The organism is Arthrobacter sp. TJ-178 (assembly GCF_058269275.1).
In genome coordinates this window covers 225,025-246,895 of sequence record NZ_JBZCNK010000002.1, presented here as the reverse complement: position 1 = coordinate 246,895, position 21,871 = coordinate 225,025, and the positions used below count along the sequence as shown (strand labels likewise).

17 protein-coding genes are annotated in these 21,871 nt (G+C 65.2%); 7 read left to right on the top strand and 10 right to left on the bottom strand.

The window, feature by feature from the left end; translation table 11 throughout:
• Positions 1-14 precede the first annotated feature (14 nt).
• On the bottom strand, positions 15-266 hold the full coding sequence (locus AC4D2Q_RS07475) for a hypothetical protein (RefSeq protein WP_490927198.1): 252 nt from the start codon (positions 264-266) through the stop codon (positions 15-17).
• 39 nt (positions 267-305) lie between these two features.
• On the bottom strand, positions 306-980 hold the full coding sequence (gene deoC / locus AC4D2Q_RS07470; protein WP_490945879.1) for a deoxyribose-phosphate aldolase: 675 nt from the start codon (positions 978-980) through the stop codon (positions 306-308).
• A gap of 460 nt (positions 981-1,440) precedes the next feature.
• On the opposite strand from deoC, the gene AC4D2Q_RS07465 reads away from it, so the two are divergent.
• The 3 genes from AC4D2Q_RS07465 to AC4D2Q_RS07455 all read left to right on the top strand — a co-directional run bounded on the left by AC4D2Q_RS07465 (position 1,441) and on the right by AC4D2Q_RS07455 (position 4,575).
• A complete protein-coding gene (locus AC4D2Q_RS07465; protein ID WP_490945878.1) occupies positions 1,441-2,478 on the top strand; it encodes a hypothetical protein in 1,038 nt (345 codons plus the stop codon).
• A gap of 101 nt (positions 2,479-2,579) precedes the next feature.
• Positions 2,580-3,017, top strand: a complete 438-nt coding sequence (locus AC4D2Q_RS07460) for a SpoIIAA family protein (RefSeq protein WP_490945877.1) — start codon at positions 2,580-2,582, stop codon at positions 3,015-3,017.
• Entirely contained in the window at positions 3,010-4,575 is a 1,566-nt protein-coding gene (locus AC4D2Q_RS07455) for a putative bifunctional diguanylate cyclase/phosphodiesterase (RefSeq protein WP_490945876.1), read from the top strand. The genes AC4D2Q_RS07460 and AC4D2Q_RS07455 overlap by 8 nt, the downstream gene beginning before the upstream one ends.
• A 25-nt stretch (positions 4,576-4,600) precedes the next feature.
• Here the strand turns inward: AC4D2Q_RS07455 and AC4D2Q_RS07450 are convergent, their stop codons facing one another.
• Together AC4D2Q_RS07450 and AC4D2Q_RS07445 are read right to left on the bottom strand one after the other, a co-directional pair.
• On the bottom strand, positions 4,601-6,361 hold the full coding sequence (locus tag AC4D2Q_RS07450; RefSeq protein ID WP_490945875.1) for a phospho-sugar mutase: 1,761 nt from the start codon (positions 6,359-6,361) through the stop codon (positions 4,601-4,603).
• Positions 6,362-6,414: 53 nt separating this feature from the next.
• Complete coding sequence (locus tag AC4D2Q_RS07445; RefSeq protein WP_490927205.1) at positions 6,415-7,215, bottom strand: purine-nucleoside phosphorylase; 801 nt, start codon at positions 7,213-7,215, stop codon at positions 6,415-6,417.
• Between the two features lie 94 nt (positions 7,216-7,309).
• Between AC4D2Q_RS07445 and AC4D2Q_RS07440 the strand changes: the two genes are divergently transcribed.
• Positions 7,310-8,713 carry an NAD(P)H-quinone dehydrogenase gene (locus AC4D2Q_RS07440; protein WP_490945874.1) on the top strand — a complete coding sequence of 468 codons (1,404 nt, stop codon included), beginning with the start codon at positions 7,310-7,312 and terminating at the stop codon, positions 8,711-8,713.
• Positions 8,714-9,384: 671 nt separating this feature from the next.
• Positions 9,385-10,782 (top strand): MFS transporter, encoded by a 1,398-nt coding sequence (locus AC4D2Q_RS07435; RefSeq protein WP_490945873.1) that lies wholly within the window; start codon positions 9,385-9,387, stop codon positions 10,780-10,782.
• A 71-nt stretch (positions 10,783-10,853) separates the two neighbouring features.
• Here the strand turns inward: AC4D2Q_RS07435 and AC4D2Q_RS07430 are convergent, their stop codons facing one another.
• Entirely contained in the window at positions 10,854-12,734 is a 1,881-nt protein-coding gene (locus tag AC4D2Q_RS07430; RefSeq protein WP_490945872.1) for an acetyl/propionyl/methylcrotonyl-CoA carboxylase subunit alpha, read from the bottom strand.
• A 354-nt stretch (positions 12,735-13,088) separates the two neighbouring features.
• Here AC4D2Q_RS07430 and AC4D2Q_RS07425 point away from each other — a divergent pair, with 354 nt between their 5' ends.
• Positions 13,089-13,904: an endonuclease domain-containing protein gene (locus AC4D2Q_RS07425; protein WP_490945871.1), complete on the top strand. Its 816-nt coding sequence runs from the start codon at positions 13,089-13,091 to the stop codon at positions 13,902-13,904.
• A gap of 222 nt (positions 13,905-14,126) precedes the next feature.
• Here AC4D2Q_RS07425 and AC4D2Q_RS07420 read toward each other — a convergent pair whose 3' ends face one another.
• The 5 genes from AC4D2Q_RS07420 to AC4D2Q_RS07400 all read right to left on the bottom strand — a co-directional run bounded on the left by AC4D2Q_RS07420 (position 14,127) and on the right by AC4D2Q_RS07400 (position 20,133).
• Entirely contained in the window at positions 14,127-14,762 is a 636-nt protein-coding gene (locus AC4D2Q_RS07420) for a Maf family protein (RefSeq protein WP_400926312.1), read from the bottom strand.
• 93 nt (positions 14,763-14,855) lie between these two features.
• On the bottom strand, positions 14,856-16,211 hold the full coding sequence (locus AC4D2Q_RS07415; RefSeq protein WP_490946213.1) for a dicarboxylate/amino acid:cation symporter: 1,356 nt from the start codon (positions 16,209-16,211) through the stop codon (positions 14,856-14,858).
• A 260-nt stretch (positions 16,212-16,471) separates the two neighbouring features.
• Complete coding sequence (locus AC4D2Q_RS07410; RefSeq protein ID WP_490945870.1) at positions 16,472-18,196, bottom strand: DUF885 domain-containing protein; 1,725 nt, start codon at positions 18,194-18,196, stop codon at positions 16,472-16,474.
• A gap of 84 nt (positions 18,197-18,280) precedes the next feature.
• Positions 18,281-18,541, bottom strand: a complete 261-nt coding sequence (locus AC4D2Q_RS07405; protein ID WP_490927211.1) for an acyl-CoA carboxylase subunit epsilon — start codon at positions 18,539-18,541, stop codon at positions 18,281-18,283.
• On the bottom strand, positions 18,538-20,133 hold the full coding sequence (locus AC4D2Q_RS07400; RefSeq protein ID WP_490945869.1) for an acyl-CoA carboxylase subunit beta: 1,596 nt from the start codon (positions 20,131-20,133) through the stop codon (positions 18,538-18,540). The genes AC4D2Q_RS07405 and AC4D2Q_RS07400 overlap by 4 nt, the downstream gene beginning before the upstream one ends.
• 789 nt (positions 20,134-20,922) lie before the next feature.
• Between AC4D2Q_RS07400 and AC4D2Q_RS07395 the strand changes: the two genes are divergently transcribed.
• Complete coding sequence (locus tag AC4D2Q_RS07395; protein ID WP_490945868.1) at positions 20,923-21,771, top strand: SDR family oxidoreductase; 849 nt, start codon at positions 20,923-20,925, stop codon at positions 21,769-21,771.
• The last annotated feature ends 100 nt before the right edge of the window (positions 21,772-21,871 follow it).

Below are 21,871 nucleotides of genomic sequence, written 5' to 3'. Positions count from 1 at the left end.
TTTAGGGGGTGCTGCTACTTGCCTGCAGCCCGGCCCTCGGCCAGAACCTTGGCCGTGTCGGAGCGTCCCGTGACAAACGGCACAAAGTAAGCCAGCGTGCACAGGCCCAGGCAGATGGCCATCGGCCAGACGTTGTCCAGGCTCAGCCAGGTCAGCGAGTACAGGCCGACGAGGAAGATCGCCAGGTAGATGATAAAGCTGACCAGGTTGCTGCCAAGGTGCCCTTCACCCGAGTGCGTGGGCTGCTTGACCCGTGTTCCTGCCATGGTTTTCTCCGTTTCACAAAGTGTTCAGTAGCCGGCGGATCAGTAGTCCGACGCGACGTTCCCACCGTTAACAATAGCGATACCTGAGCTTGCTCCGATACGCGTGGCTCCGGCGTCGATCATAGCCTGCGCATCTTCGCGCGAGCGGACACCTCCGGAAGCCTTTACTCCCAGGTCCGGTCCGACCGTCCGGCGCATGAGGGCGACGTCCTCAGCAGTGGCTCCGCCGCCGTTGAATCCGGTGGAGGTCTTCACGAAATCGGCGCCGGCTTCCACGGCTGCTTCGCAGGCGAGGACCTTCTGCTCGTCCGTGAGCAGGGAGGTCTCGATGATGACCTTGAGGATTCCTCCGCCGGTGTGGACCTCATCGGCGACGGCGGCGATGTCCCGGACCAGCGTTTCGCGGTCTCCGCGGCGGGCTGCGGCGATGTCGATGACCATATCGATCTCATCCGCGCCGTCCTGCAGTGCACCGCGGGCTTCGAAGACCTTCACCTCGGTGGTGGTGGCGCCCAGGGGGAAACCGATGACCGAGCAGGTCAGCACGCCGCTGCCCTTGAGCGCATTGCGCACGGTGCCAACCCACAGGGGGTTGACGCAGACAGACTTGAATCCGTATTCGGCTGCTTCAGCGCAGACTTTCAGGATGTCTTCACGGCTCGCTTCGGGCTTGAGGAGCGTGTGGTCGATATATGAGGCAATGGCATTAGACATGCCCTCTATCTTGCCACAGGGGTGCATTGCCGTTTTCGGTGCCGGATAAACGTATGGCCGGGAATCGTCTAACGACGACGCCCGGCCATACGGTGACTGCTAGTCGAAGCTAACAGGAAAGATTGTCTGCGGCTTGACTACAGACGGTGCAGCACTGAGACCGGCGGCAGATGCGGGTGCCGCTGCACCGACAACTGCAATGGTTGCAGCAAGTAGTAGAGCGGATCCGAGCTTTTTCATCTGATTCCTCCAAGTAGTGATAAATAACAACACCGATAAGCATCGCGGATAAGACTGTAAAAATCGAGACCCTGAAGATATTATTCTGCATTTTTTTACTCCGCTCTCGGCTGAAGAACGACCCTGCGGAAGGGCATGCATCGTGTCAATGCAGATCTGGAGTAGGGTATGGCAGAAAGAACACACCGGGGTTGAGCCGCATAGTTAGGTGCCGTGGGAATTGAGCAACTCTGTCGACCAAATGCTGAATGAGTATCGTGCGCGTTTGCACTGGGACCGAAGGGACTACAAGGCTGCGCTGAGTCACGCGACGATAGCCGCCGATGAAGCCCTGGGGAAGGAAGATGTTACCGGATATTGGCGGATGACCTTCCTTCTGGCGGAGTGCCAGCTGGAGTTGGGTATGGTGCAAGAATTCGCCGCCAGTTCAAAGGAGCTGGCTGAGAATCCCGCTGTGCAAGGGGACCGCGTGCTTGTGAAGCGAGCGAAGGTGCTGCATTCGAGGGCACTGGAAGCCTTGGGGCATACGGGTGAGTCACTGGTCGTGGCCCGGGAAGCCGCTGCCATCGATGTGTCCGGCCTGGTGGACAAGGTTGAAGAAGTTGAAATGCTTCACGGCCTGATCGCCGCCCTCGCGGAAAGCGGCTATGAGAAAGAGGCATGGGAGTACGCATTGAAGATGGCCGAATTGGCCAGTGAGGTCGAGAATCAGCGAGTTGCCGGAAAGGCATACTGGGCCGTCGGAAACGTTGCCTTTTTGAACGAGGATCCTGAAAAGGGAATCTATTACCATAAGTTGGCGGCTGAAAATCTGGCTCCCGGTAATGACGTCAACACGTGGGCATTTTTTAACAAGGGGTCAGCGCACGCGCGGCTCATCGCCGGCGTCGTGGACGATGAAACTCTTGCTTGTATCGAACGCGCAGAACTTGCCAACTCAGTGACCGGCGGAAGCCCGATCTTGGAATTGGAGATTTCCACCGCACGGGCTCTCTGGCTGGTTCTCAGTGGTGCCGCTGCTGAGTCTGCTGAAATAACGCTTCAAATCCTGGCCCACCAAGAACTTCTCCCCGAGCACACCTTGGCGGAAGTGGAATACGTTTCAGCTCTTGCTTTGCACGAGCTTGGACGGAATGATGAAGCGTTGGCCGCGGCAGTACATTCCGAGAAAGTTTTTATTGGGCACGGTTCACATCGCAGGGCCCTTGAGTCCCGCAACCTTATCGAGAGCATTACCGGCACTTCAGCACCAACATAAGCAGTAGTCCGGGCGCCGCAAAGCAGGTATTTGGTCTAAGCGCGGAACGGGATACTGCGGAGTCAGTGTGCAGAAATGTCGTGACGCTTCTGGGGGGAAGCATGGCACAGCAAAGATCTACGGAATATGAAGTGGGGAACGACTTTCCGGACGGCTCAACGTTTTTGCACACCGCAGCGATCAGCGTCCGCATGGCACCGGAAGGACATCTTGTCCTCGTGCTGCCGCCCGGGGGAGTGGTCACCGGAGCAATGGCGGAGGCCGCCTCCGCAGAGCTGGCCAGGCTGGCAGGTTCACGGAAGGTTCCGCTGCTGCTGGTGCTGACCGGAGTGGAGGCTGTCACCCGGGAAGCCCGCAGCATTTTCAGCGCTGCGGGTTTCCTGGCCGCTGTTGCCGTTCTCGGCGTCACACCGGTTGACCGGGTCATCGCAAACTTCCGGCTCGGCGGAATCGCCGAACCCTGCCCCACCCGCTACTTTTCAACCGAGCAGGAGGCCCTGGCCTGGCTGAAGAGAAAGACAAACATTGCCTGTGGCTGAAGATGACCGGCTGAGCCAGGTTGTTGAAGGCATCATCCGCATGGCCTCCGGGGACCTGAACACGTACATTCCGGTGTCTCCGGCCCGGGACCAGGTGGACGCCGTGATCACGGGCATCAACCTGCTGGCCGGGGAACTCAACGAGGTCTATGCCGACTTTGAACAGCGGGTGGAGGTGCGGACCCGTGAGCTTCAGGAAGCACATCTGACCATGCAGCAGATGGCTATGGCGGATCCGCTCACCGGGGCCGGCAACCGTTCTTCCCTGCACCAGAAACTGGAAGCAGCAGTTCGCGAGCGAAAGGACGGGGAGCCCGGCCCGGCGATCCTGATGATCGACCTGGACAACTTCAAGGATATCAATGACAGCTTCGGCCACCACGCCGGGGACCTGGTGCTGATCGAAATCGCCGGCCGGCTGGTGAAGGCAGCGGGCGCCGGGACCTTCGTCGCCCGCTTGGGCGGAGATGAGTTTGCCGTGCTGCTGCCGGTGTCCACGGTGCAGCAGGCCCGGAAAGCGGCAGCAACAATTACGGAGGCCCTGAACCGGCACATCCTGGTGGAAGACGTGGACCTGTGGCCGCGGGCGAGTATCGGCATTCATCTGGCCGCTCCCCTTGAGGATGCCGGCGGAATTCTGCTGCGCGCTGACACCGCAATGTATGCGGCGAAGGAAGACATGCACCGGCGGATCAAGGTGTTTGAACCGGTGATGCTGTACAGCAGACAGCTGCGCCGGGATATGGCGCAGGAGCTTCGCCGGGCCGTGCCCAATGGTGAATTCTTCCTGGAATACCAGCCCGTGGTGGATCTCGCGACCGGACGGATGCAGGGTGTTGAAGCCTTGGTGCGGTGGAACCATCCCACGCGCGGGCAGGTCATGCCGGATGCCTTTATCCCGTTGGCTGAGGAGACGGGGCTGATTGTCAGCATTGGCCGGTGGGTGCTGCGGGCCGCCCTGGAACACCATGCCCGCTGGCGGCCGCTCGTCCCTGCGGGGGAGAAGTTCCTCCTGCGGGTCAACCTGGCCGCAGCGGAACTTCAGAGCATGGATCTGGTGGACTTCGTCCGCGGGACCCTGCGGGAAACCGGATCGCAGGCCGGCGAACTCGTCCTGGAGATTACTGAAAGTGCCTTCATCTCCGGAGGCGACGTGGAGACCTACTCGCTGCGGTCACTGCAGGCGCTGGGCGTGAGCCTGGCGATTGACGATTTCGGCACGGGTTATTCCTCGATCAGCTACCTGCGGCGGCTTCCCGTGGACACCGTGAAGGTGGACCGGACACTCATTGCGGACATCGACGACGACGACGGCCAGCTGCGGTTTGTCGACGCCGTGCACCACCTGATCCGCGCCGCCGGAATGGAAGCGGTCTTTGAAGGCATCGAAACCGCGGAGCAGGCCCGCCGGCTGCAGAAAATGGGCTGCTGCAGCGGGCAGGGCTACTACTTCAGCAGGCCGGTCCCGGCAGATCAGGTGACCGCCCTGCTGCGGGAGGGCCGCGCCCTGCCCGCTGCCGCCGTCGTACTCCCGAAAGCCGCCGGCGCCCTTCCCTGAAGGAACAGCCGGCGGCCCGCGAAGATTACAGCCCGAGGGCGGTCTTCACATCGGCGAGAACCGCGTCCAGCCGGGCCCGTCCCTGCTCGCGCGCGGCCGGAAGGTCCGCGGCGGCGTCCACCGGCACAATCACCTCGAGGTAGCACTTGAGCTTGGGCTCGGTGCCGGAGGGCCGGATGATGACGCGGGTGTTGTCCGCAGTCAGGTAGAGCATGCCGTCGGTGGGCGGCAGGTCTGCGGTGCCCACCGCCAGGTCGACGGCGGAATCCACCGGCGAGCCGCCCAGAGACGCGGGCTTGTGCCAGCGCAGCCGGTTCATCATGGTCCCGATCAGGTCCAGGTTCTCCACCCGGATGGAGAGCTGGTCCGTCAGGTGCAGGCCGTGCTGCACCGCCAGGTCATCCAGCTCGTCAAAGAGGGTGCGCCCCTTGGCCTTCAGCGCTGCGGCCAGCTCGGCCAGCAGCAGGCCGGCGGAAATGCCGTCCTTGTCCCGCACCAGGCCCGGAGCCACGCAGTAGCCCAGCGCCTCCTCGTACCCGTAGGTCAGCTGCGGCACGCGGGAGATCCACTTGAATCCGGTGAGGGTTTCCACATGCGCAAACCCGGCGTCCTCGGCGATGCGTGCCAGCAGGCGGGAGGACACAATGGAGTTCGCGAAGACGACGCCGGAGCGCGCCTTGTCCCCGCGGACCTTCCAGTGGCCGGACTTGATGCGGCGGGTCAGGTGAGCGCCCAGCAGGGCACCAACCTCATCTCCGCGCAGCATCCGCCACTGCCCGTCGGCCGGATTCTTTGCGGCAATTGCCACGCGGTCGGCGTCGGGATCATTGGCGATCACCAGGTCTGCGTTGTGTTCGACGGCGGTTTCCAGGGCCATGTCCAGGGCGCCGGGCTCCTCGGGGTTCGGGAACGCGACCGTGGGGAAGTCCGGGTCCGGCTCGGCCTGGGCGGCCACGGGGATGACGCTGTAGAAACCGCCGCCCTTCAGGGCCGCCTTCATGGTTGCGCCGCCCACGCCGTGCAGTGAGGTCAGGACAATCTTCAGGTCCCGCTCCGGATAGTGCTCCTGGGCCACCAGCCGGTCCACCACGCTGGTGTAGTCCGCGACGATGGATTCGGAGACATCGGTCCAGCCTTCGGGCGCCGTCTCGATGCTGTCCAGCGGCACGTCGTAGTTGATGCGCGAGGCAATCTCGGCGTCGTAGGGTGCAACAATCTGCGCCCCCTTGCCCGGCCCCTTCACCGTCCGCCCGCCCAGGTAAACCTTGTAGCCGTTGTCCGCTGCCGGGTTGTGGCTGGCGGTGACCATGACACCGGCGTCGGTGTCCAGGGCGCGGACCGCGTAGGCGAGCACCGGCGTCGGAAGTGTGCAGGGGAGCAGGAACGTTTCGATCCCGGCGGCGCTGAACACGGCAGCGGTCTCCAGGGCGAAGGCGTGGGAGTTGTGCCGTGCGTCGTAGCCGATCACGGCGCTGGGCGTGTACTTGTCGCCGGAAGCGTCCTGCAGGAAGGAAGCAATTCCGGCGGCGGTGCGGCGCACCACCACGCGGTTCATCCGGCGCGGCCCGGCACCGAGGGCGGCACGCAGGCCGGCGGTGCCGAACTCCAGGGTTCCGGCGAAGCGGTCTGCCAGCTCCTCGGCGGCGGCTGCCGCTGCGGGGGCATCGGTGCTCAGGGCTGCGAGCAGGGTCCGCAGCTCGGCGGCCGTGGCCTCATCGGGATCTTCATCCGCCCAGCTCTTGGCGGCGGTCACGAGCTCGGCGAGCTCAGTGGGGTTTAGCGTCATGGGGAATACCTACGGATCGGGGTAGTTCGGGATGTGCGGAAGAGGCAGCTGGGTTAGAGCTTGCCGATGATGTCTGCCAGCAGCCGGGAGATGCGGGGGCCGGCGGCCGCTCCGGATTCCAGGACCTCGGCATGGCTGAGCGGCTCGTCGCTGATGCCGGCGGCCAGGTTGGTGACCAGGGAAATGCCGAAAACCTCCATGCCGGCGTGCCGGGCGGCAATGGCTTCGAGGGCGGTGGACATGCCCACCAGGTCGGCGCCGATGGTCTTGGCGTAGCGGACCTCGGCCGGGGTTTCGTAATGCGGGCCGGTGAACTGGGCGTAGACGCCCTCATCCAGGGTGGGGTCCACGGTGCGGGCCAGATCCCGCAGACGGGAAGAGTACAGGTCCGTCAGGTCCACGAACGTGGCGCCTTCGAGCGGGGAGGTGGCCGTGAGGTTCAGGTGGTCGCTGATCAGGACCGGGGTGCCGGGCTTCCAGCTGGGGTTCAAGCCGCCGCAGCCGTTGGTCAGGACCATCACCTTGGCGCCTGCAGCGGCTGCGGTGCGCACGCCGTGGACGACGGCGCGGACGCCCTTGCCCTCGTAGTAGTGCGTGCGGGCACCCAGGACCAGGGCGCGCTTGCCGGAGGGGGTCAGGACGGAGCGGATGGTACCCACATGGCCCTGCACGGCCGGGGCGGAAAAGCCCGGGATTTCGCTCGCGTCGAGGGTGGCGGTGGTTTCGCCGATCAGGTCGGCGGCCTCACCCCAGCCGCTGCCGAGGACCAGGGCAATGTCGTGGCTGGGCACACCGGTTTTCTCGGCAATGTACGTGGCGGCCTGCTGGGCTAGTTCAAAAGGATCATTGTTCACCCGTCCAACTTACCGTGATATCTGCCACCCCCGGCAGAAGCAGTAAAGTCCCGGCGTTTGAGCGGGCGGCGGGGATGGGACAGAATGGACAACTGTGACGACCCAACTTGATTTCACTGCTCGAAAAATCGCAATCCTCGGCGGCGGCCCCGGCGGATATGAGGCTGCCATGGTAGCCGCATCCCTCGGAGCAGACGTCACCATCGTGGAACGCAACGGTTTGGGCGGCTCCGCCGTGCTGACCGACGTCGTTCCCTCCAAGACGCTGATTGCGACCGCGGACGTGATGACCCGCTTCGCCTCCGCCTCCAGCCTCGGCGTGGACTTCGGCACCAGCGGCCAGCCCGCGGTGGCCGATCTGAAGATGGTCAACAACCGCCTGCTGGCGCTGGCCAAGGAACAGTCCAATGACATCCGCACCACGCTGGAACGTGTGGGCGTGAAGGTCATCATCGGAGACGGCCGGCTGCTGGACAACCGCACCATCGAGGTCACCACGGACAGCGGCACCGAGACCGTGGAGGCCGAAGCCCTGCTGATTTCCGTGGGTGCCAACCCGCGCGAGCTGGAATCCTCCATGCCCGACGGCGAACGCATCTTCACCTGGAAGCAGATCTACAACCTCACGGAAATCCCCGAGCACCTGATCGTCATCGGCTCCGGTGTCACCGGGGCCGAATTTGCGTCCGCGTACAACGGCCTGGGCACCAAGGTCACGCTGATCTCCAGCCGCGACCGCGTGCTGCCCGGCGAAGACGCCGATGCCGCCGTCGTGCTGGAAGACGTCTTCCAGCACCGGGGGATGACCGTGCTGAACCGCTCCCGTGCGGAAAGCGTGAAGAACACCGGCGACGGCGTGGTGGTGCAGCTCGAGGACGGCCGGACCGTCGAGGGCAGCCACTGCCTCGTGGCTGTGGGTGCCATTCCCAACACTGCGGGCATTGGCCTGGAGGAAGCCGGCGTGACGCTGGACGAGCGCGGCCAGATCAAGGTCGACGGAGTCTCGCGCACCACGGCCTCCAATGTCTACGCCGCCGGCGACTGCACCGGAGTGTTCAACCTGGCCTCCGTGGCCGCCATGCAGGGCCGGATCGCCATTGCGCACCTGATGGGCGACGGCGTGAAGCCGCTGAAGCTCAAGAACGTCGCCTCGAACATCTTCACCTCGCCCGAGATTGCCTCCGTGGGCGTGTCCGAGCAGGACATTGCCGACGGACGCTACCAGGGCGACGTCATCAAGCTTTCCCTGCACACCAATGCCCGGGCCAAGATGATGGAGGTCAAGGAAGGCTTCGTCAAGATCATCGCGCGCAAGGGTTCCGGCACCGTGATCGGCGGCGTGGTGGTGGGCCCGCGTGCCTCCGAGCTGATCTTCCCGATCGCCATCGCCGTCACGCAGAAGCTGCACGTGGATGACCTGGCGAACACCTTCACGGTGTACCCGTCGCTGACCGGGTCCATTTCCGAGGCTGCCCGGCGCCTGCACGTGCACATGTAGCTTTTCCCAGCCGGCTGAGATTGTTGAGCCCGCATCCGCGGCGGATTTGTTCCGCTGCGGGTGCGGGCTTTTTTGTGTCTTGGGTGTTCGAAGTGCGGGTTATCCGCGCTGGGGGCTGTTGGGGGATCCTGGTCCGGGGCGCGGGGCGCGGGGAGCGGGGAGCGGGGAGCGGGGAGCGGGGAGATGGGAGCGATGGGGTGATGGGGCGACGGTATTCCTTCGTGCAGGTAACGGGACCATGAAAATTCTTTCGTGCACATAACGGGGCCATTCCGGGAAAAATCCCCTGTTTGAGCCCGGGCTCTGCACGAAGGATTTGGGGAGGCCCTGTTTGAGCCCGGGAGCTGCACGAAGGATTTGGGCAGGGCTTGTTTGAGCCCCGGAGCTGCACGAAGGATCCAAGCGGCAGCGGCAACGGCAACCCAAACAGGCTCCGGCATCCGTCGCAGACCTGAGCGCATGAGCACGGAGAAGTCCCCGGACAAACCCGCACCCTGTCTCGGCAGCAGGGGAGGTCAGGCGGGTGGGCACGGAAGGTGCCGGACGCCGTCGTCGGGCCCTGAAAACTCCCAAAAAGAAACATAGTCCATATTGTGGACACAATGTCCGAATGGTGGGATAGAGCTCTTAGCATTGTCGATAACTTCACTCCCACCTGAGAAAGACTCCTCATGTCTACTACGAATCCCTCTGCGGCGCCGGCACCGGCCAAGGCCAATACCAAGGGCCGGGTGATTGTTGCCAGCCTCGTTGGAACGTCCATTGAGTTTTACGACTTCTATGTTTATGCCACGGCTGCCGTCCTCGTCTTCCCGAGGTTGTTCTTCCCTAACGCGGAAGGTGTCACGGCACTGCTGAGCTCGTTCGCCGTTTTCGGCGTGGCTTTTGTTGCCCGTCCGCTGGGATCCATCATTTTCGGACACTTCGGGGACAAGGTGGGGCGCAAGGGAACCCTGGTGGCATCCCTGCTGACCATGGGAATTGCCACCTTCCTGATCGGCTGCCTGCCCACCGCCACGGACGGCTGGACCATCCTGGCTCCGGCCATGCTGGTGGTCCTGCGCTTTGCCCAGGGTCTGGCCCTCGGCGGGGAATGGTCCGGCGCCGCTCTGCTGGCCACGGAGAACGCCCCGGCGAACAAGCGCGCGGTGTGGGGAACCTTCCCGCAGCTTGGCGCGCCGATCGGATTCATCCTGGCGAACAGCCTGTTCCTGCTGCTGAGCCTGCAGCTGGACGCCGACCAGTTCGACTCCTGGGGCTGGCGCATTCCGTTCCTGGCCAGCGCCGTCATGGTGATCATCGGCCTGTACGTGCGGCTGAAGCTCGTGGAGACCCCGGCGTTCCAGAAGGTGGTCGACTCCGGTGAAATCAGTAAGCTGCCGCTGAGCCGTGCCTTCAAGTACAGCTGGCGCCAGATGATCGCCGGCACGTTCATCATGCTGGCCACGTACGTGCTCTTCTACCTGATGACCACGTTCACCCTCTCCTACGGCACCGCCGCCAAGAGCGAGGACGCAGCCCGGGCCGCTGCAGAGAAGGCCGGAAAGGCCTTTGACCCGGATACCTTTACCGCCGGCCTGGGTTACGCGCGCAACGACTTCCTGCTCATGCTGATTGTGGGTGTGGTGTTCTTCGGAATCTTCACGCTGGTCTCCGGCCCGCTGGCCGAAAAGTTCGGCCGCCGCAAGACGCTGCTGGTGGTGACCGCCGGGATCTTCCTGTTCGGGTTCTCCTTCTCGCCGCTGTTCGACGGCGGAACTGTGGGTGTCATGGCGCTGCTGATCATCGGCTTCACGCTGATGGGCCTGACTTTCGGACCGATGGGCGCCATGCTGCCGGAACTGTTCCCCACGAACGTGCGGTACACCGGCTCGGCCATTGCCTACAACGTCTCCTCGATCCTGGGCGCGGCCGTGGCTCCGTTCATTGCCGTGGCCCTGTGGCAGGCAGCGGACGGCAGCCCGTGGCTGGTGGGCGTGTACCTGTCCTCCATGGCGGTGCTCACGCTGATCGCCCTGTTCGTCACCAAGGACACCAAGAACGTGGATTACGCGAACCACTCCAGCTAAGTCCCTGGACTAACGAAAACGGCTCGGCCCCCGATGAAGGGGGCCGAGCCGTTTTGTTGCTGCCGTAAGTGCTAGTCCAGGATCGAGGCGATCACTGCACCCGCGGAGACAGTGGCGCCGGGAAGCGCGCTCAGCCCGGACACGGTGCCGGCCTTGTGCGCGGTCAGCGGCTGCTCCATCTTCATGGCTTCCAGCACGACGACGAGATCGCCCTCAGCGACTACCGAACCGTCCTGCACGGCCACCTTCACGATGGTTCCCTGCATGGGGGACGTCAGGTCCGCACCGGTGGCGGCCGGGTTCGCCCCGCCGCGGATGCGTGAGGACTTGCGGGCCTTGCCGTTGGCACCGGCACCGCGGCCTGCTGCGCCATTCGAACCGTTGCCGCCCAGTCCGGCAGGGAGCACGACGTCGAGCCGCTTGCCGCCGACCTCGACGGTGACGCGCTGGCGGCCGCCGTCGTCGTTCCGTGAATTCTGCTCACCGGACCAGGCCGGAATCTCGTTGACGAAGTCCGTCTCGATCCAGCGGGTGTGGACCTTGAACGGGCCTTCTTCCGGCGCGAAATCGGGATGCGACACCACCGCGGCATGGAAGGGCAGGACGGTGGGCATGCCGGTGATTTCCATTTCGGCCAGGGCGCGGCGGGCGCGCTGGAGGGCCTGTTCGCGGGTGGCGCCGCTGATGATCAGCTTGGCCAGCATGGAATCGAAGTTCCCGCCGACGGTTTCACCGGCTTCGATGCCGGAGTCCACGCGGACACCCGGGCCGGTGGGCAGCTTGAAGGTGTCCACGGTGCCGGGGGAGGGCATGAAGCTGCGGCCCGGATCCTCACCGTTCAGGCGGAATTCGAAGGCGTGGCCGCGGATTTCCGGATCGCCGTAGCCGAGCTCCTCGCCCCGGGCCACGCGGAACTGCTCGCGGACCAGGTCCAGGCCGGTGACTTCCTCGGACACCGGATGCTCCACCTGCAGGCGCGTGTTGACCTCGAGGAAGGAAATGGTGCCGTCGGTCCCCACGAGAAACTCGCAGGTGCCCGCACCCTGATAGCCGGCTTCGCGCAGGATCGCCTTGGATGCGGCGTACAGGCGCTGGTTCTGGTCCTCGGTGAGGAACGGAGCCGGAGCCTCCTCCACCAGTTTCTGGTTGCGGCGCTGCAGCGAGCAGTCCCGGGTGGAGACGACGACGACGTTGCCGTGCGCGTCGGCGAGGCACTGGGTTTCCACGTGCCGCGGGGCATCCAGGAAGCGCTCGATGAAGCACTCGCCGCGGCCGAACGCAGCCGTGGCCTCGCGGACGGCTGACTCGAACATTTCGGGGATTTCAGCGCGGGTGCGGGCTACCTTGATGCCGCGCCCGCCGCCGCCGAAAGCTGCCTTGATGGCCAGCGGCAGGCCGTGGGTGTCCGCGAAGTCCAGGACTTCCTGTGCGTTCTTCACCGGATCGGCGGTGCCCGGAACCAGCGGTGCGCCAACCTTGGCCGCAATGTGGCGGGCTTGCACCTTGTCGCCGAGCTGGGAAATGGCATACGGGGAGGGACCGATCCAGGTCAGGCCGGCGTCGATGACGCGCTGGGCAAACTCGGCGTTCTCGGAGAGGAAGCCATAACCGGGGTGGATGGCGTCCGCGCCGGACTTGCGGGCGGCGTCGATAATCTTGCCCATGTCCAGGTAAGACTCCGCCGCGGTGCTCCCGCCCAGGGAATACGCCTCATCGGCGAGGCGGACGTGCAGGGCGTCCCGGTCAGGATCGGCGTAGACGGCAACGGAGGCGAGGCCTTCATCGCGGGCTGCACGGATGACGCGGACGGCGATTTCACCGCGGTTGGCGATCAGGACCTTGGTGATGCTTCGGGTGTTCGGGGTACTGGTCTGCGGGCGGTCCTGGTCCTGCAGGGTCTCCTGCGCGGATCCCTCGGGGCTGCCGGCGGGTGCGGGGTTGAACTGGCTCATTGAATGCACTGGCTCCTTTTGATCTTCTCGGAGCCTAGCGCGATTTTGTGGTCTCCGGCCATAATGCGTGCTGTTTCTGCGTGGGACGCGGCGTTTCGTTGTGGAGACCCTACAACTGGACCTGCTGTCCGGACATCCCGCTGTGTTCGGACAGAGGTTCGGCGGGCATGGCCTCGGCTGTGGATAACTTCTGCAGGCGGGGCAGATTCGTTGCGTAATTGACGCATGCGCTCCAGCCGTCCCCTCCCTCCCGAATTGTTGAGTCCCTTCACCGTGGCCCAGGGGCTAGCGGCAGGCCTGACCCCCGACCGTCTCCGGGGTTCCGACCTTCACGCGCCCAGCCGAGAAATCCGCATGCCGGCCGGCCAGGAACCGACGCTTGTGGAACGGTGCCGGCCCTACGCGGGTCTTCTTCCCGGGGTGGTCGTGAGCCATACGTCAGCGGCCCGTATCCACGGAATGGTGTTGCCCCTCAGGGCTGAAGCGGATCCCACCCTCCATCTCAGCAGGGAGCCTTCGCAAGCCGTGCCAAGGCGGCGGCAGGTTACGGGACACCGGCTGGCGCTTGCTGAACGGGAGGTCATAACTGTTTCGGGGGTAGCCGTGACGTCGGTGGAGCGGACCTGGCTGGATATGGCGGCGATGCTGTCTGTCGATGAGCTGGTGGTCGCCGGGGACCATCTGGTCAGTGAGCACCACCGCGCGTTCGGACCTCCCCGGTTTGCGATTGTCCCGCTCGCCGAACTGACTGCTTACGTGGAATCCAAGAAGTGGCTGCCCTTCCTGCAGCGTGCCCGTGACGCGCTGGCCCTCATGCGCGTGGGAGTCGATTCGCCGCCGGAGTCTTGGTTGCGGCTCCTGCTTCACCATGCCGGATTGCCTGAGTTTGTGCCCAATTATCCGTTGCTGAACTCTCGGGGGCGTCCGCAGGCATGGACGGACCTGGCCTGCGAGCAGTTCCGCACCTGCCTGGAATACGACGGCGGCCATCACCTTTCCCCGGAACAGCAACACAGCGATCATCAGCGAGACCTTTTCACAGCCGAAGCAGGCTGGCACCAGGTGAAAGTCAGCAAGGAGGATATGCGGCGGGGCAAAGCCCATGTGCTGACGAAGGTTCAACGCGGTTTGAGGCTGGGAGGGTGGAACCCCGGTCCTTTGGGCAGATAACGGGCTTTGCCAGAATCCTTCGTGCAGATAAAGGGTTCAAAAGGGCTTTTAGCGGCTGTTTGGGCCCGGGAGCTGCACGAAGGATTTGCGCAGAGCCGTTTTGGGCCCGGGAGCTGCACGAAGGATTGCAGCGGAGCTGTTTTAGGCCCGTTATCTGTACAACGGACGGGAGTGGAGCCGGAATGGGGCCGTTATCTGTACAACGGACGGGCCAGGAGGGGGTTACCGGTCCCAGAGGTCCGTGATCTTCACGCCGGCGCTGGCCAGAAGCTCGCGCAGCATCGAGACGGACAGGCCGACGACGGCGTGCGGGTCGCCCACAACCTTCTCGATGAACGCTCCGCCCAGGGAGTCGATCGTGAAGGACCCCGCCACCTGCAGGGGCTCTCCGGTGGCGACATAGGCGTCAATTTCCTCGTCCGTGAGCTTGGCGAAGTGGACCGAGGCAGAACTGACGCCGCCCAGAGTGGCGCCGGATCCGCCGTCGTCGTCCGTGTCGCGGCAGTCCACGAGCCAGTGGCCGGTGTGCAGCACGCCCACGTTTCCGCTCATCCGGCGGATGCGTTCGCGGGCCACTTCGGGCTCCCAGGGCTTGCCGTGTGCTTCGCCCTCGAATTCGAAGACCGAGTCGCAGCCCACCACGAGGGAGCCCTCGGCCTCGGGCAGCGCAGCAACGGCTTCGGCCTTGGCTCGGGCGAGCAGCAGGGCGGTGTCGTGCGGGTCCGGGGTGCCGTAGCGGGCGGTGACGGCGTCTTCGTCGACGTCGGACACCATGACGCTGTGCGCGATGCCGGCGTTGGTCAGCAGTTTGGTGCGGGCGGGGGAAGCGGAAGCGAGGATCAGATTCAGGTCAGTCACCCCTCAAGCCTAGCCCGGCCGGCGCACAGTCCCGGAGCGCCAAGAAGGCCGCCCCGGACATCCGGAGCGGCCTTCGGTGACACAGTCAGAGCCTTAGCGGGCCCGGGCGGTCTCCGGCACCGGCACCTCAACGCGGGTGTCGATGTCCGCGGAGTCATCCGCGAACGGATCGCCGGTCCGCTTGGCGTTGTACATGGCCGCGTCGAGCAGGCCGTTGCGCTTGGCGACGATTGCCGGGACCACGGTCTGTCCGGCAACGTTCACCGCGGTGCGGCCCATGTCCAGGATCGGATCGATGGACAGCAGCAGGCCGACGCCGGCCAGCGGCAGGCCCAGGGTGGACAGCGTCAGGGTCAGCATGACGACGGCGCCGGTGGTGCCGGCGGTTGCGGCCGAACCCAGCACCGAAACCAGGGCGATCAGCAGGTAGTCCGTGAAGCCGAGGTCAACGCCGAAGAACTGGGCCACGAAGATCGCGGAGACGGCCGGGTAGATCGAGGCGCAGCCGTCCATCTTGGTGGTGGCGCCCAGCGGCACGGCAAAGGAGGCGTAGGAGCGCGAGACGCCGAGGTTGCGCTCGGTGACGCGCTGGGTCAGCGGCAGGGTGCCCACCGAGGAGCGGGAGACGAAGCCAAGCTGGATGGCAGGCCAGGCGCCGGAGAACCACTGGCGGACGGAGAGGCCGTGGGACTTGATCAGCACCGGGTAGACCACAAACAGGACCAGGAACAGACCGATGTAGATGGTCAGGGCGAACATGCCCAGGGAGCCGATGGTGTCCCAGCCGTAGGTGGCCACGGCGGTGCCGATCAGGCCGATGGTGCCCACCGGGGCCAGGCGGATGATCCACCAGAGGACCTTCTGGATCACGGCGAGGGCCGAGGCATTCAGGGCCAGGAACGGTTCGGCCGGCTTGCCGACCTTCAGGGCCGCAATGCCGACGGCGATAGCGATCACCAGGATCTGCAGCACGTTGAAGCTCACGCTGGTGCTGACGTCACCGCTCTCCGCAACCTTGGAGCTGGCACCCAGACCCAGGAAGTTTCCCGGAACCAGGCCGGTCAGGAAGCCGACCCAGCTGCCCTGGCTGCCGGTGTAATCCTTCCCGGAAACGTCGGCGTTGCTGCCGGGCTGCAGGATGACGCCGAGCAGGATGCCGATGACCACGCTGATCAGCGCGGTGATGGCGAACCACAGCAGGGTCTGCCAGGCCAGCCGGGCGGCGTTGGACACGGCGCGCAGGTTCGCAATCGAGCTCACGACGGCGGTGAAGATCAGGGGGACGACGGCGGCCTTCAGCAGCGAGACGTAGCTTGTGCCGATGGTGCTCAGAGTGGTCGTCAGCCAGTTGGGCTCGCCGTCGCCGGCGGTGCCCATGTTCTTGGCCAGCAGGCCCAGCAGCAGGCCGGCCACCAGGGCGGCGATGATCTGCGGTCCGAAGGCAGTCATCCAGTGGGGCAGCCGTCGGCCGGCCGATGTCTTGGTGGAGGGGGTCTGTGTGGTCACCCTGAAACACTAGCGGGGGGCCATTAGCAGACTCGATTGCCCGTTGCGAAATGTTACGTCCGCCGATTGGGCGATTTCGCGCCAGTAAAAGCGAAAACCCCCGGAACATGGCGTTGAATCGCCCGTCCCGGGGGTTATTCCGCGGAGTGCTGTGAGGAATGTCGCACCGTGCGGCTGAGGGAAGCCGTCATCTGATGCGGATGCTAGGCCTCCAGCAGTGCCCGGCGCAGGGTGTCCAGTCCGACCGAACCCAGCTCCAGCGCCCGGGTGTGGAAGCGCTTCTGATCAAAGTCGTCGCCCTCGCGGGTGCGCACCTCGTCGCGGATCTGCTCCCAGAGGCGCTGGCCCAGCTTGTAGGCGGGGGCCTGTCCCGGCCAGCCGAGGTAGCGGGTGAACTCGAAGTTCAGCTGCCCCTCGGAGATGGCGATGTTCTGCTTCAGGAATTCGTAGCCCTTTTCGGCGGTCCAGGTGCCGGAGCCCCAGCGCTCGGGGATGTCCAGTTCCAGGTGAACACCGATGTCGAAGACCACCCGGGCGGCGCGCATGCGCTGGGCATCCAGCATGCCCATCTTGTCTCCGGGATCGCTGAGGTAGCCCAGCTCATCCATGAGCCGCTCGGCGTACAGGGCCCAGCCCTCACCGTGTCCGGAGACCCAGCAGATGTTCCGGCGCCAGTTGTTCAGCAGCCCGCGGGCCGCCGTCGCCGTCGCGATCTGGAGGTGATGGCCCGGCACACCCTCGTGGTAGACCGTGGTGGTTTCCTTCCACGTGGTGAAGGTGTCTTCGCCGGCGGGAACGGACCACCACATGCGGCCCGGGCGGCTGAAGTCGTCGCTGGGGCCCGTGTAGTAGATGCCGCCTTCCTGGGTGGGGGCAATCATGCACTCAATTTCGCGCATGGGCCCGTCAATCTGGAAGTGGGTGCCGGCGAGGTCGGCCACGGCGCGGTCCGCCAGGCCTTGCATCCAGGCCTGCAGTTCGGCGGTGCCGTGCAGCTGCCGCTCGGGATCCTCATCCAGCAGGCGCATGGCCTCCTCAACGGTGGCCCCGGGCTTGATCTGCTCGGCAACGGCTTCCTGCTCCGCGATGATGCGGTCCAGCTCGGCCACGCCCCAGGCATAGGTCTCTTCGAGATCCACGGCGGAGCCCAGGAAGCGGCGGGACATCAGGGCGTAGCGCTCGCGGCCCACGGCATCCTTTTCCGGAGCCTCGGGCAGCAGTTCGCTTTCCAGGAACGCGGCCAGGTTGCGGTAGGCGGCGCGCGCGGCGTCGGCACCGTCGCGCAGCGCAGCGGTGAGGCTCTCGGAGAGGGCGCCGCCGTCGGCCAGTGCGGCGCCGGCGACGTAGCTGTCAAAGAAGCCGCCGTCCTCGGCGTACTTGGTGGTCTGTTCCATGACGATCAGCACCTGGCGGCGGGCCGGCAGCAGGCCGCGTTCCTTGCCGGCGCGCAGGGAGGTCATGTAGCCGGAGACGGCGTCCGGAACGTTATGCAGGCGTCCGGCAATGTGCTGCCAGTCCTCGACTGTGGCCGCGGGCATGAGGTCGAAGATGGAACGGATTTCCTGGGCCGGGGACGCGATGTTGTTCAGGTCCGAGAGGTTCCAGCCGGAGGCGTGGATTTCCAGTTCCAGGCCCAGGCGCTCATGCATGGCGTCGAGGGTGACGCGGTCAACGTCGTCGGTCGGCTGCAGGCCGTCCAGGCGTTCCAGCGTCTCGCGGATGGCTTCGGCACCGGATTCAAGTCCGGCGGGGGAATAGTCCGCGTACTCGGTTTCGTGGCCGGGGATCCCCAGCGAAGTGGCCAGGGAGGGATCCAGTTGCAGCAGCGTCTCAGTGAACGCATCGGCAACGGCGTCGATGGCGGTCGGCTGGCGGTTGTGCGAGCCAGCGAAGGACAGGGGATCTGATGAAGGAGTCTGTTGGGTCACAGGTGAAGCCTAACGCGTCCCTCGGACATCCCCGGATGAATGAAATCCCAACGTAACGCAAACAGTTGCCCCGCGGGCCGCCGGCTAGCGGAAGCTGCGCCGCCAGGAACCGGGGCCGGGTTTGGGCGCGAGGCTGAGCATCCGACGCCGGTGCCACGTGCGGCGGGCGGACTCCGGCGCGGGGCGGGAGGCGCCGTCGTCGGCCGTGAGACCCATGACGACGGCGGCCAGCGCCGCCAGCTCCTCGTCCGACGGATTTCCGCCGAGCACGGAGAACAGCGGCGGCTGCGGCGGTGCGGCCTGCGGTTCCCGGCCCCAGGTGTCCGGCATGTCCCAGGCGGTCACAGCGGGATGTTCCCGTGCTTCTTGGCGGGCAGCGACGCGCGCTTGTCCCGCAGGGCGCGCAGGCCGCGGATCAGCTGCAGGCGGGTTTCGGACGGCGCGACGACGGCGTCCACGTAGCCCAGCTCGGCGGCCTGGTAAGGGTTGAGCAGCTCTTCTTCGTACTGGGTGATGTAGTCCGCGCGTGCCTGCTCAACGCTCTCACCGGCGTCGGACGCCTGCTTGAGCTGGCCGCGGTAGAGGATGTTCACCGCGCCCTGGGCGCCCATGACGCCAATCTGGGCCGTGGGCCAGGCGAGGTTCAGATCCGCGCCGAGCTTCTTGGACCCCATCACGATGTACGCTCCGCCGTACGCCTTGCGGGTGATGACGGTGAGTTTGGGAACGGTGGCCTCGGCATAGGCGTAGAGCAGCTTGGCGCCGCGGCGGATGATGCCGTTGAACTCCTGGTCCGTGCCCGGCAGGAAGCCCGGAACGTCCACGAAGGTGAGGATGGGAATGTTGAAGGCGTCGCAGTGGCGGACAAAGCGGGCGGCCTTTTCCGAAGCGGCGATGTCCAGGGTGCCGGCGAACTGCATCGGCTGGTTGGCCACGATGCCCACCGTGTGTCCCTCCACGCGGCCGTAGCCCATCATCACGTTGGGGGCGTAGAGGGCCTGCATTTCCAGGAAGTGGCCGTCGTCGAGCACCTGTTCGACGACGGTGCGCATGTCATAGGGCTGGTTGGCGGAGTCCGGGATGAGCTCGTCCAGGGCGAGGTCGCCGTCGTTCAGTTCCATGTCCGGGGCAAAGGCGGCCAGCGGAGCTTCGGCGAGGTTGTTGGAGGGCAGGAAGTCCAGCAGCTCGCGGACAAACTCGATGGCGTCTTCCTCGTCGGAGGCCAGGTAGGTGGACGTTCCCGTGTTGGTGTTGTGCTGCCGGGCGCCGCCGAGGGTTTCCATGTCCACGTCCTCGCCGGTGACGGTCTTGATGACGTCCGGGCCGGTGATGAACATGTGGCTGGTCTTGTCCACCATGACCACGAAGTCGGTGAGCGCGGGGGAGTAGGCGGCGCCGCCGGCGGACGGGCCCATGATCAGGGAAATCTGCGGGACCACGCCGGATGCGTGGACGTTGTTGCGGAAGATGTCCGCGAACATGGCGAGCGAGGCGACACCTTCCTGGATGCGGGCGCCGCCGCCGTCCAGGATGCCGACGACGGGGCAGCCGTTGCGCAGGGCATGTTCCTGGACCTTGACGATCTTTTCGCCGTTGACCTGGCTCAGCGAGCCGCCGTACACGGTGAAGTCCTGGCTGTAGACGGCGATCGGCCGGCCGTCCACCGTTGCATAACCCGAAACCAGGCCGTCGCCCAGCGGCTTCTTCTTTTCCATGCCGAAGGCGGTGGAGCGGTGCACGGCCAGGGCGTCGAACTCGACGAAGGATCCGGCATCAACCAGCATCTCGATGCGCTCGCGGGCGGTGTGCTTGCCCCGGGCGTGCTGCTTCTCTACGGCTGCCGGCCCGGACGGCATTTCAGCCTGTGCCTGGCGGCGGCGGTACTCCGCGATCTTGCCCGCTGTGGTCTGCAGATCAAGGTCCTGGTCGATGCTCATCTGGTCTCCGGAGCGCTGAGTGGGTGGGGCGTTCGCGGTGCGGTGTTGATGCGGGATTTCTGCGTTAAGTAGGAACTGCACAATGCACACGGCGATTTATCCAGTCTAGTGAGGGCATTCGTCCGCCCCCGGTGTAGGGATCCTACAATTTCGCGCCGCTGCCCTTGGCCTGAGTGGTGCGGCGGGTGTGTTGGTGGTGCTCGGATTGCTGTGGCCCGGCGAGGTTTCCAGGTGGGCGGGGATCCTTCGGGCAGCTGCCGGGGTCATAACCGGGAGGCTGAGATCCTTCGTGCAGATACCGGGGTCAAAACAAGGCTGTTGAGATCCTCTGTGCAGACACCGGTGCCAAAACAAGCTTTTTGCGCGATATAAGCCCGGGAACTGCACGAAGGAATGTGGAAACCCCCGTTATCTGCACGAAGGACAGGTTTCGCCCCAGGGGTGGCTCCGCAGGGTCGCAGAACCTGTCTCCGCGTTCCCGGCCCGGCCTGCTCATTTTCGGGAAGCCAGCCGGCTCGGCCTCGCGGCGGGCGTCCAACTTCGACGTTCCCGCGGAACCTCGGGCAAATGTGGCAGTCTCCCGCCGGTGCTCGTTGGGACTGTTGTACAGATAACGGGCCTAAGCAGCGGATTTAGGCCCGTTATCTGTACAACGGATTTGAAGAGGGCCGTTATCTGTACAAACGACGGACCCGCAGGCACCGAACTGCACCGGAGCCCGCCAAACCCGGCTCGAGGCGATGTTACTGACGAGTAACATATTCCCGCCGGGTGCATTACCCTGTCCGTATGACCTCGAATACACCTTTCGTGAACACGCGCTCGCTGTCCGGGCGCACCATCCTGATGTCCGGCGGCAGCCGCGGCATCGGCCTGGCCATCGCCCTGCGCGCAGCGGCCGACGGCGCCAACATCGCCATCATGGCTAAAACTGCCGAGCCGCACGCCAAGCTGCAGGGCACTGTCTACACCGCCGCCGAGCAGCTGCAGGCCGCCGGCGGCAAGGCCCTGCCGATCATCGGCGACGTGCGGAATGACGACGACGTCACCCGCGCCGTGGCCGAAACGGTGGAGGCATTCGGGGGCATCGACATCGTCGTCAACAATGCCTCTGCGATCGACCTGCGCGGCACCGATGACGTGACCATGAAGAGCTACGACCTCATGGCCGACATCAACGCCCGCGGCACCTTCATGCTCTCCAAGTTCTCCCTGGACGCCCTGCGCCGCTCGGAAAACCCCCACATCCTCACGCTCTCCCCGCCGCTGAACCTGGATCCCAAGTGGGCCGGTTCCTACCTCGCCTACACCATGGCCAAGTACGGCATGTCGCTGACCACGCTCGGCCTGGCTGAAGAACTCCGCAACGACGGCGTTGCGGTCAACTCACTCTGGCCGGTCACCTCGATCGACACTGCAGCCATCCGCAACCTCGGCGGCGAGACCATGGCAGCGGCCTCGCGCAGCTCCGACATCATGGCCGACGCAGCGCATGCCGTCCTGACCCGGCCCAGCCGCGACGCCACGGGCAACTTCTACACCGATGAGCAGGTGCTGCGTGAAGAGGGGGTCACCGACTTCCGTCCCTATTCGCTCGGCGCGCCCGAGGACCAGCTCATGCAGGACTTCTTCCTCTAAAGAGTGCAGCTCGCCTAACGTGCAGCCCGCAGCGGCCGGGCCGGGGACAGGAACACCCCCGCCCGGCTGCCGCCGCCGGGGAAAGCCGGCCCGGCGCGTA

Coding starts and splice junctions, on each gene's coding strand:
- AC4D2Q_RS07475 (WP_490927198.1), bottom strand. CDS start 266: ATGGCAGGAACACGGGTCAAGCAGCCCACGCACTCGGGTGAAGGGCAC.
- deoC (WP_490945879.1), bottom strand. CDS start 980: ATGTCTAATGCCATTGCCTCATATATCGACCACACGCTCCTCAAGCCC.
- AC4D2Q_RS07460 (WP_490945877.1), top strand. CDS start 2,580: ATGGCACAGCAAAGATCTACGGAATATGAAGTGGGGAACGACTTTCCG.
- AC4D2Q_RS07450 (WP_490945875.1), bottom strand. CDS start 6,361: ATGACGCTAAACCCCACTGAGCTCGCCGAGCTCGTGACCGCCGCCAAG.
- AC4D2Q_RS07435 (WP_490945873.1), top strand. CDS start 9,385: ATGTCTACTACGAATCCCTCTGCGGCGCCGGCACCGGCCAAGGCCAAT.
- AC4D2Q_RS07430 (WP_490945872.1), bottom strand. CDS start 12,734: ATGAGCCAGTTCAACCCCGCACCCGCCGGCAGCCCCGAGGGATCCGCG.
- AC4D2Q_RS07425 (WP_490945871.1), top strand. CDS start 13,089: ATGCCGGCCGGCCAGGAACCGACGCTTGTGGAACGGTGCCGGCCCTAC.
- AC4D2Q_RS07415 (WP_490946213.1), bottom strand. CDS start 16,211: ATGACTGCCTTCGGACCGCAGATCATCGCCGCCCTGGTGGCCGGCCTG.
- AC4D2Q_RS07400 (WP_490945869.1), bottom strand. CDS start 20,133: ATGAGCATCGACCAGGACCTTGATCTGCAGACCACAGCGGGCAAGATC.
- AC4D2Q_RS07395 (WP_490945868.1), top strand. CDS start 20,923: ATGACCTCGAATACACCTTTCGTGAACACGCGCTCGCTGTCCGGGCGC.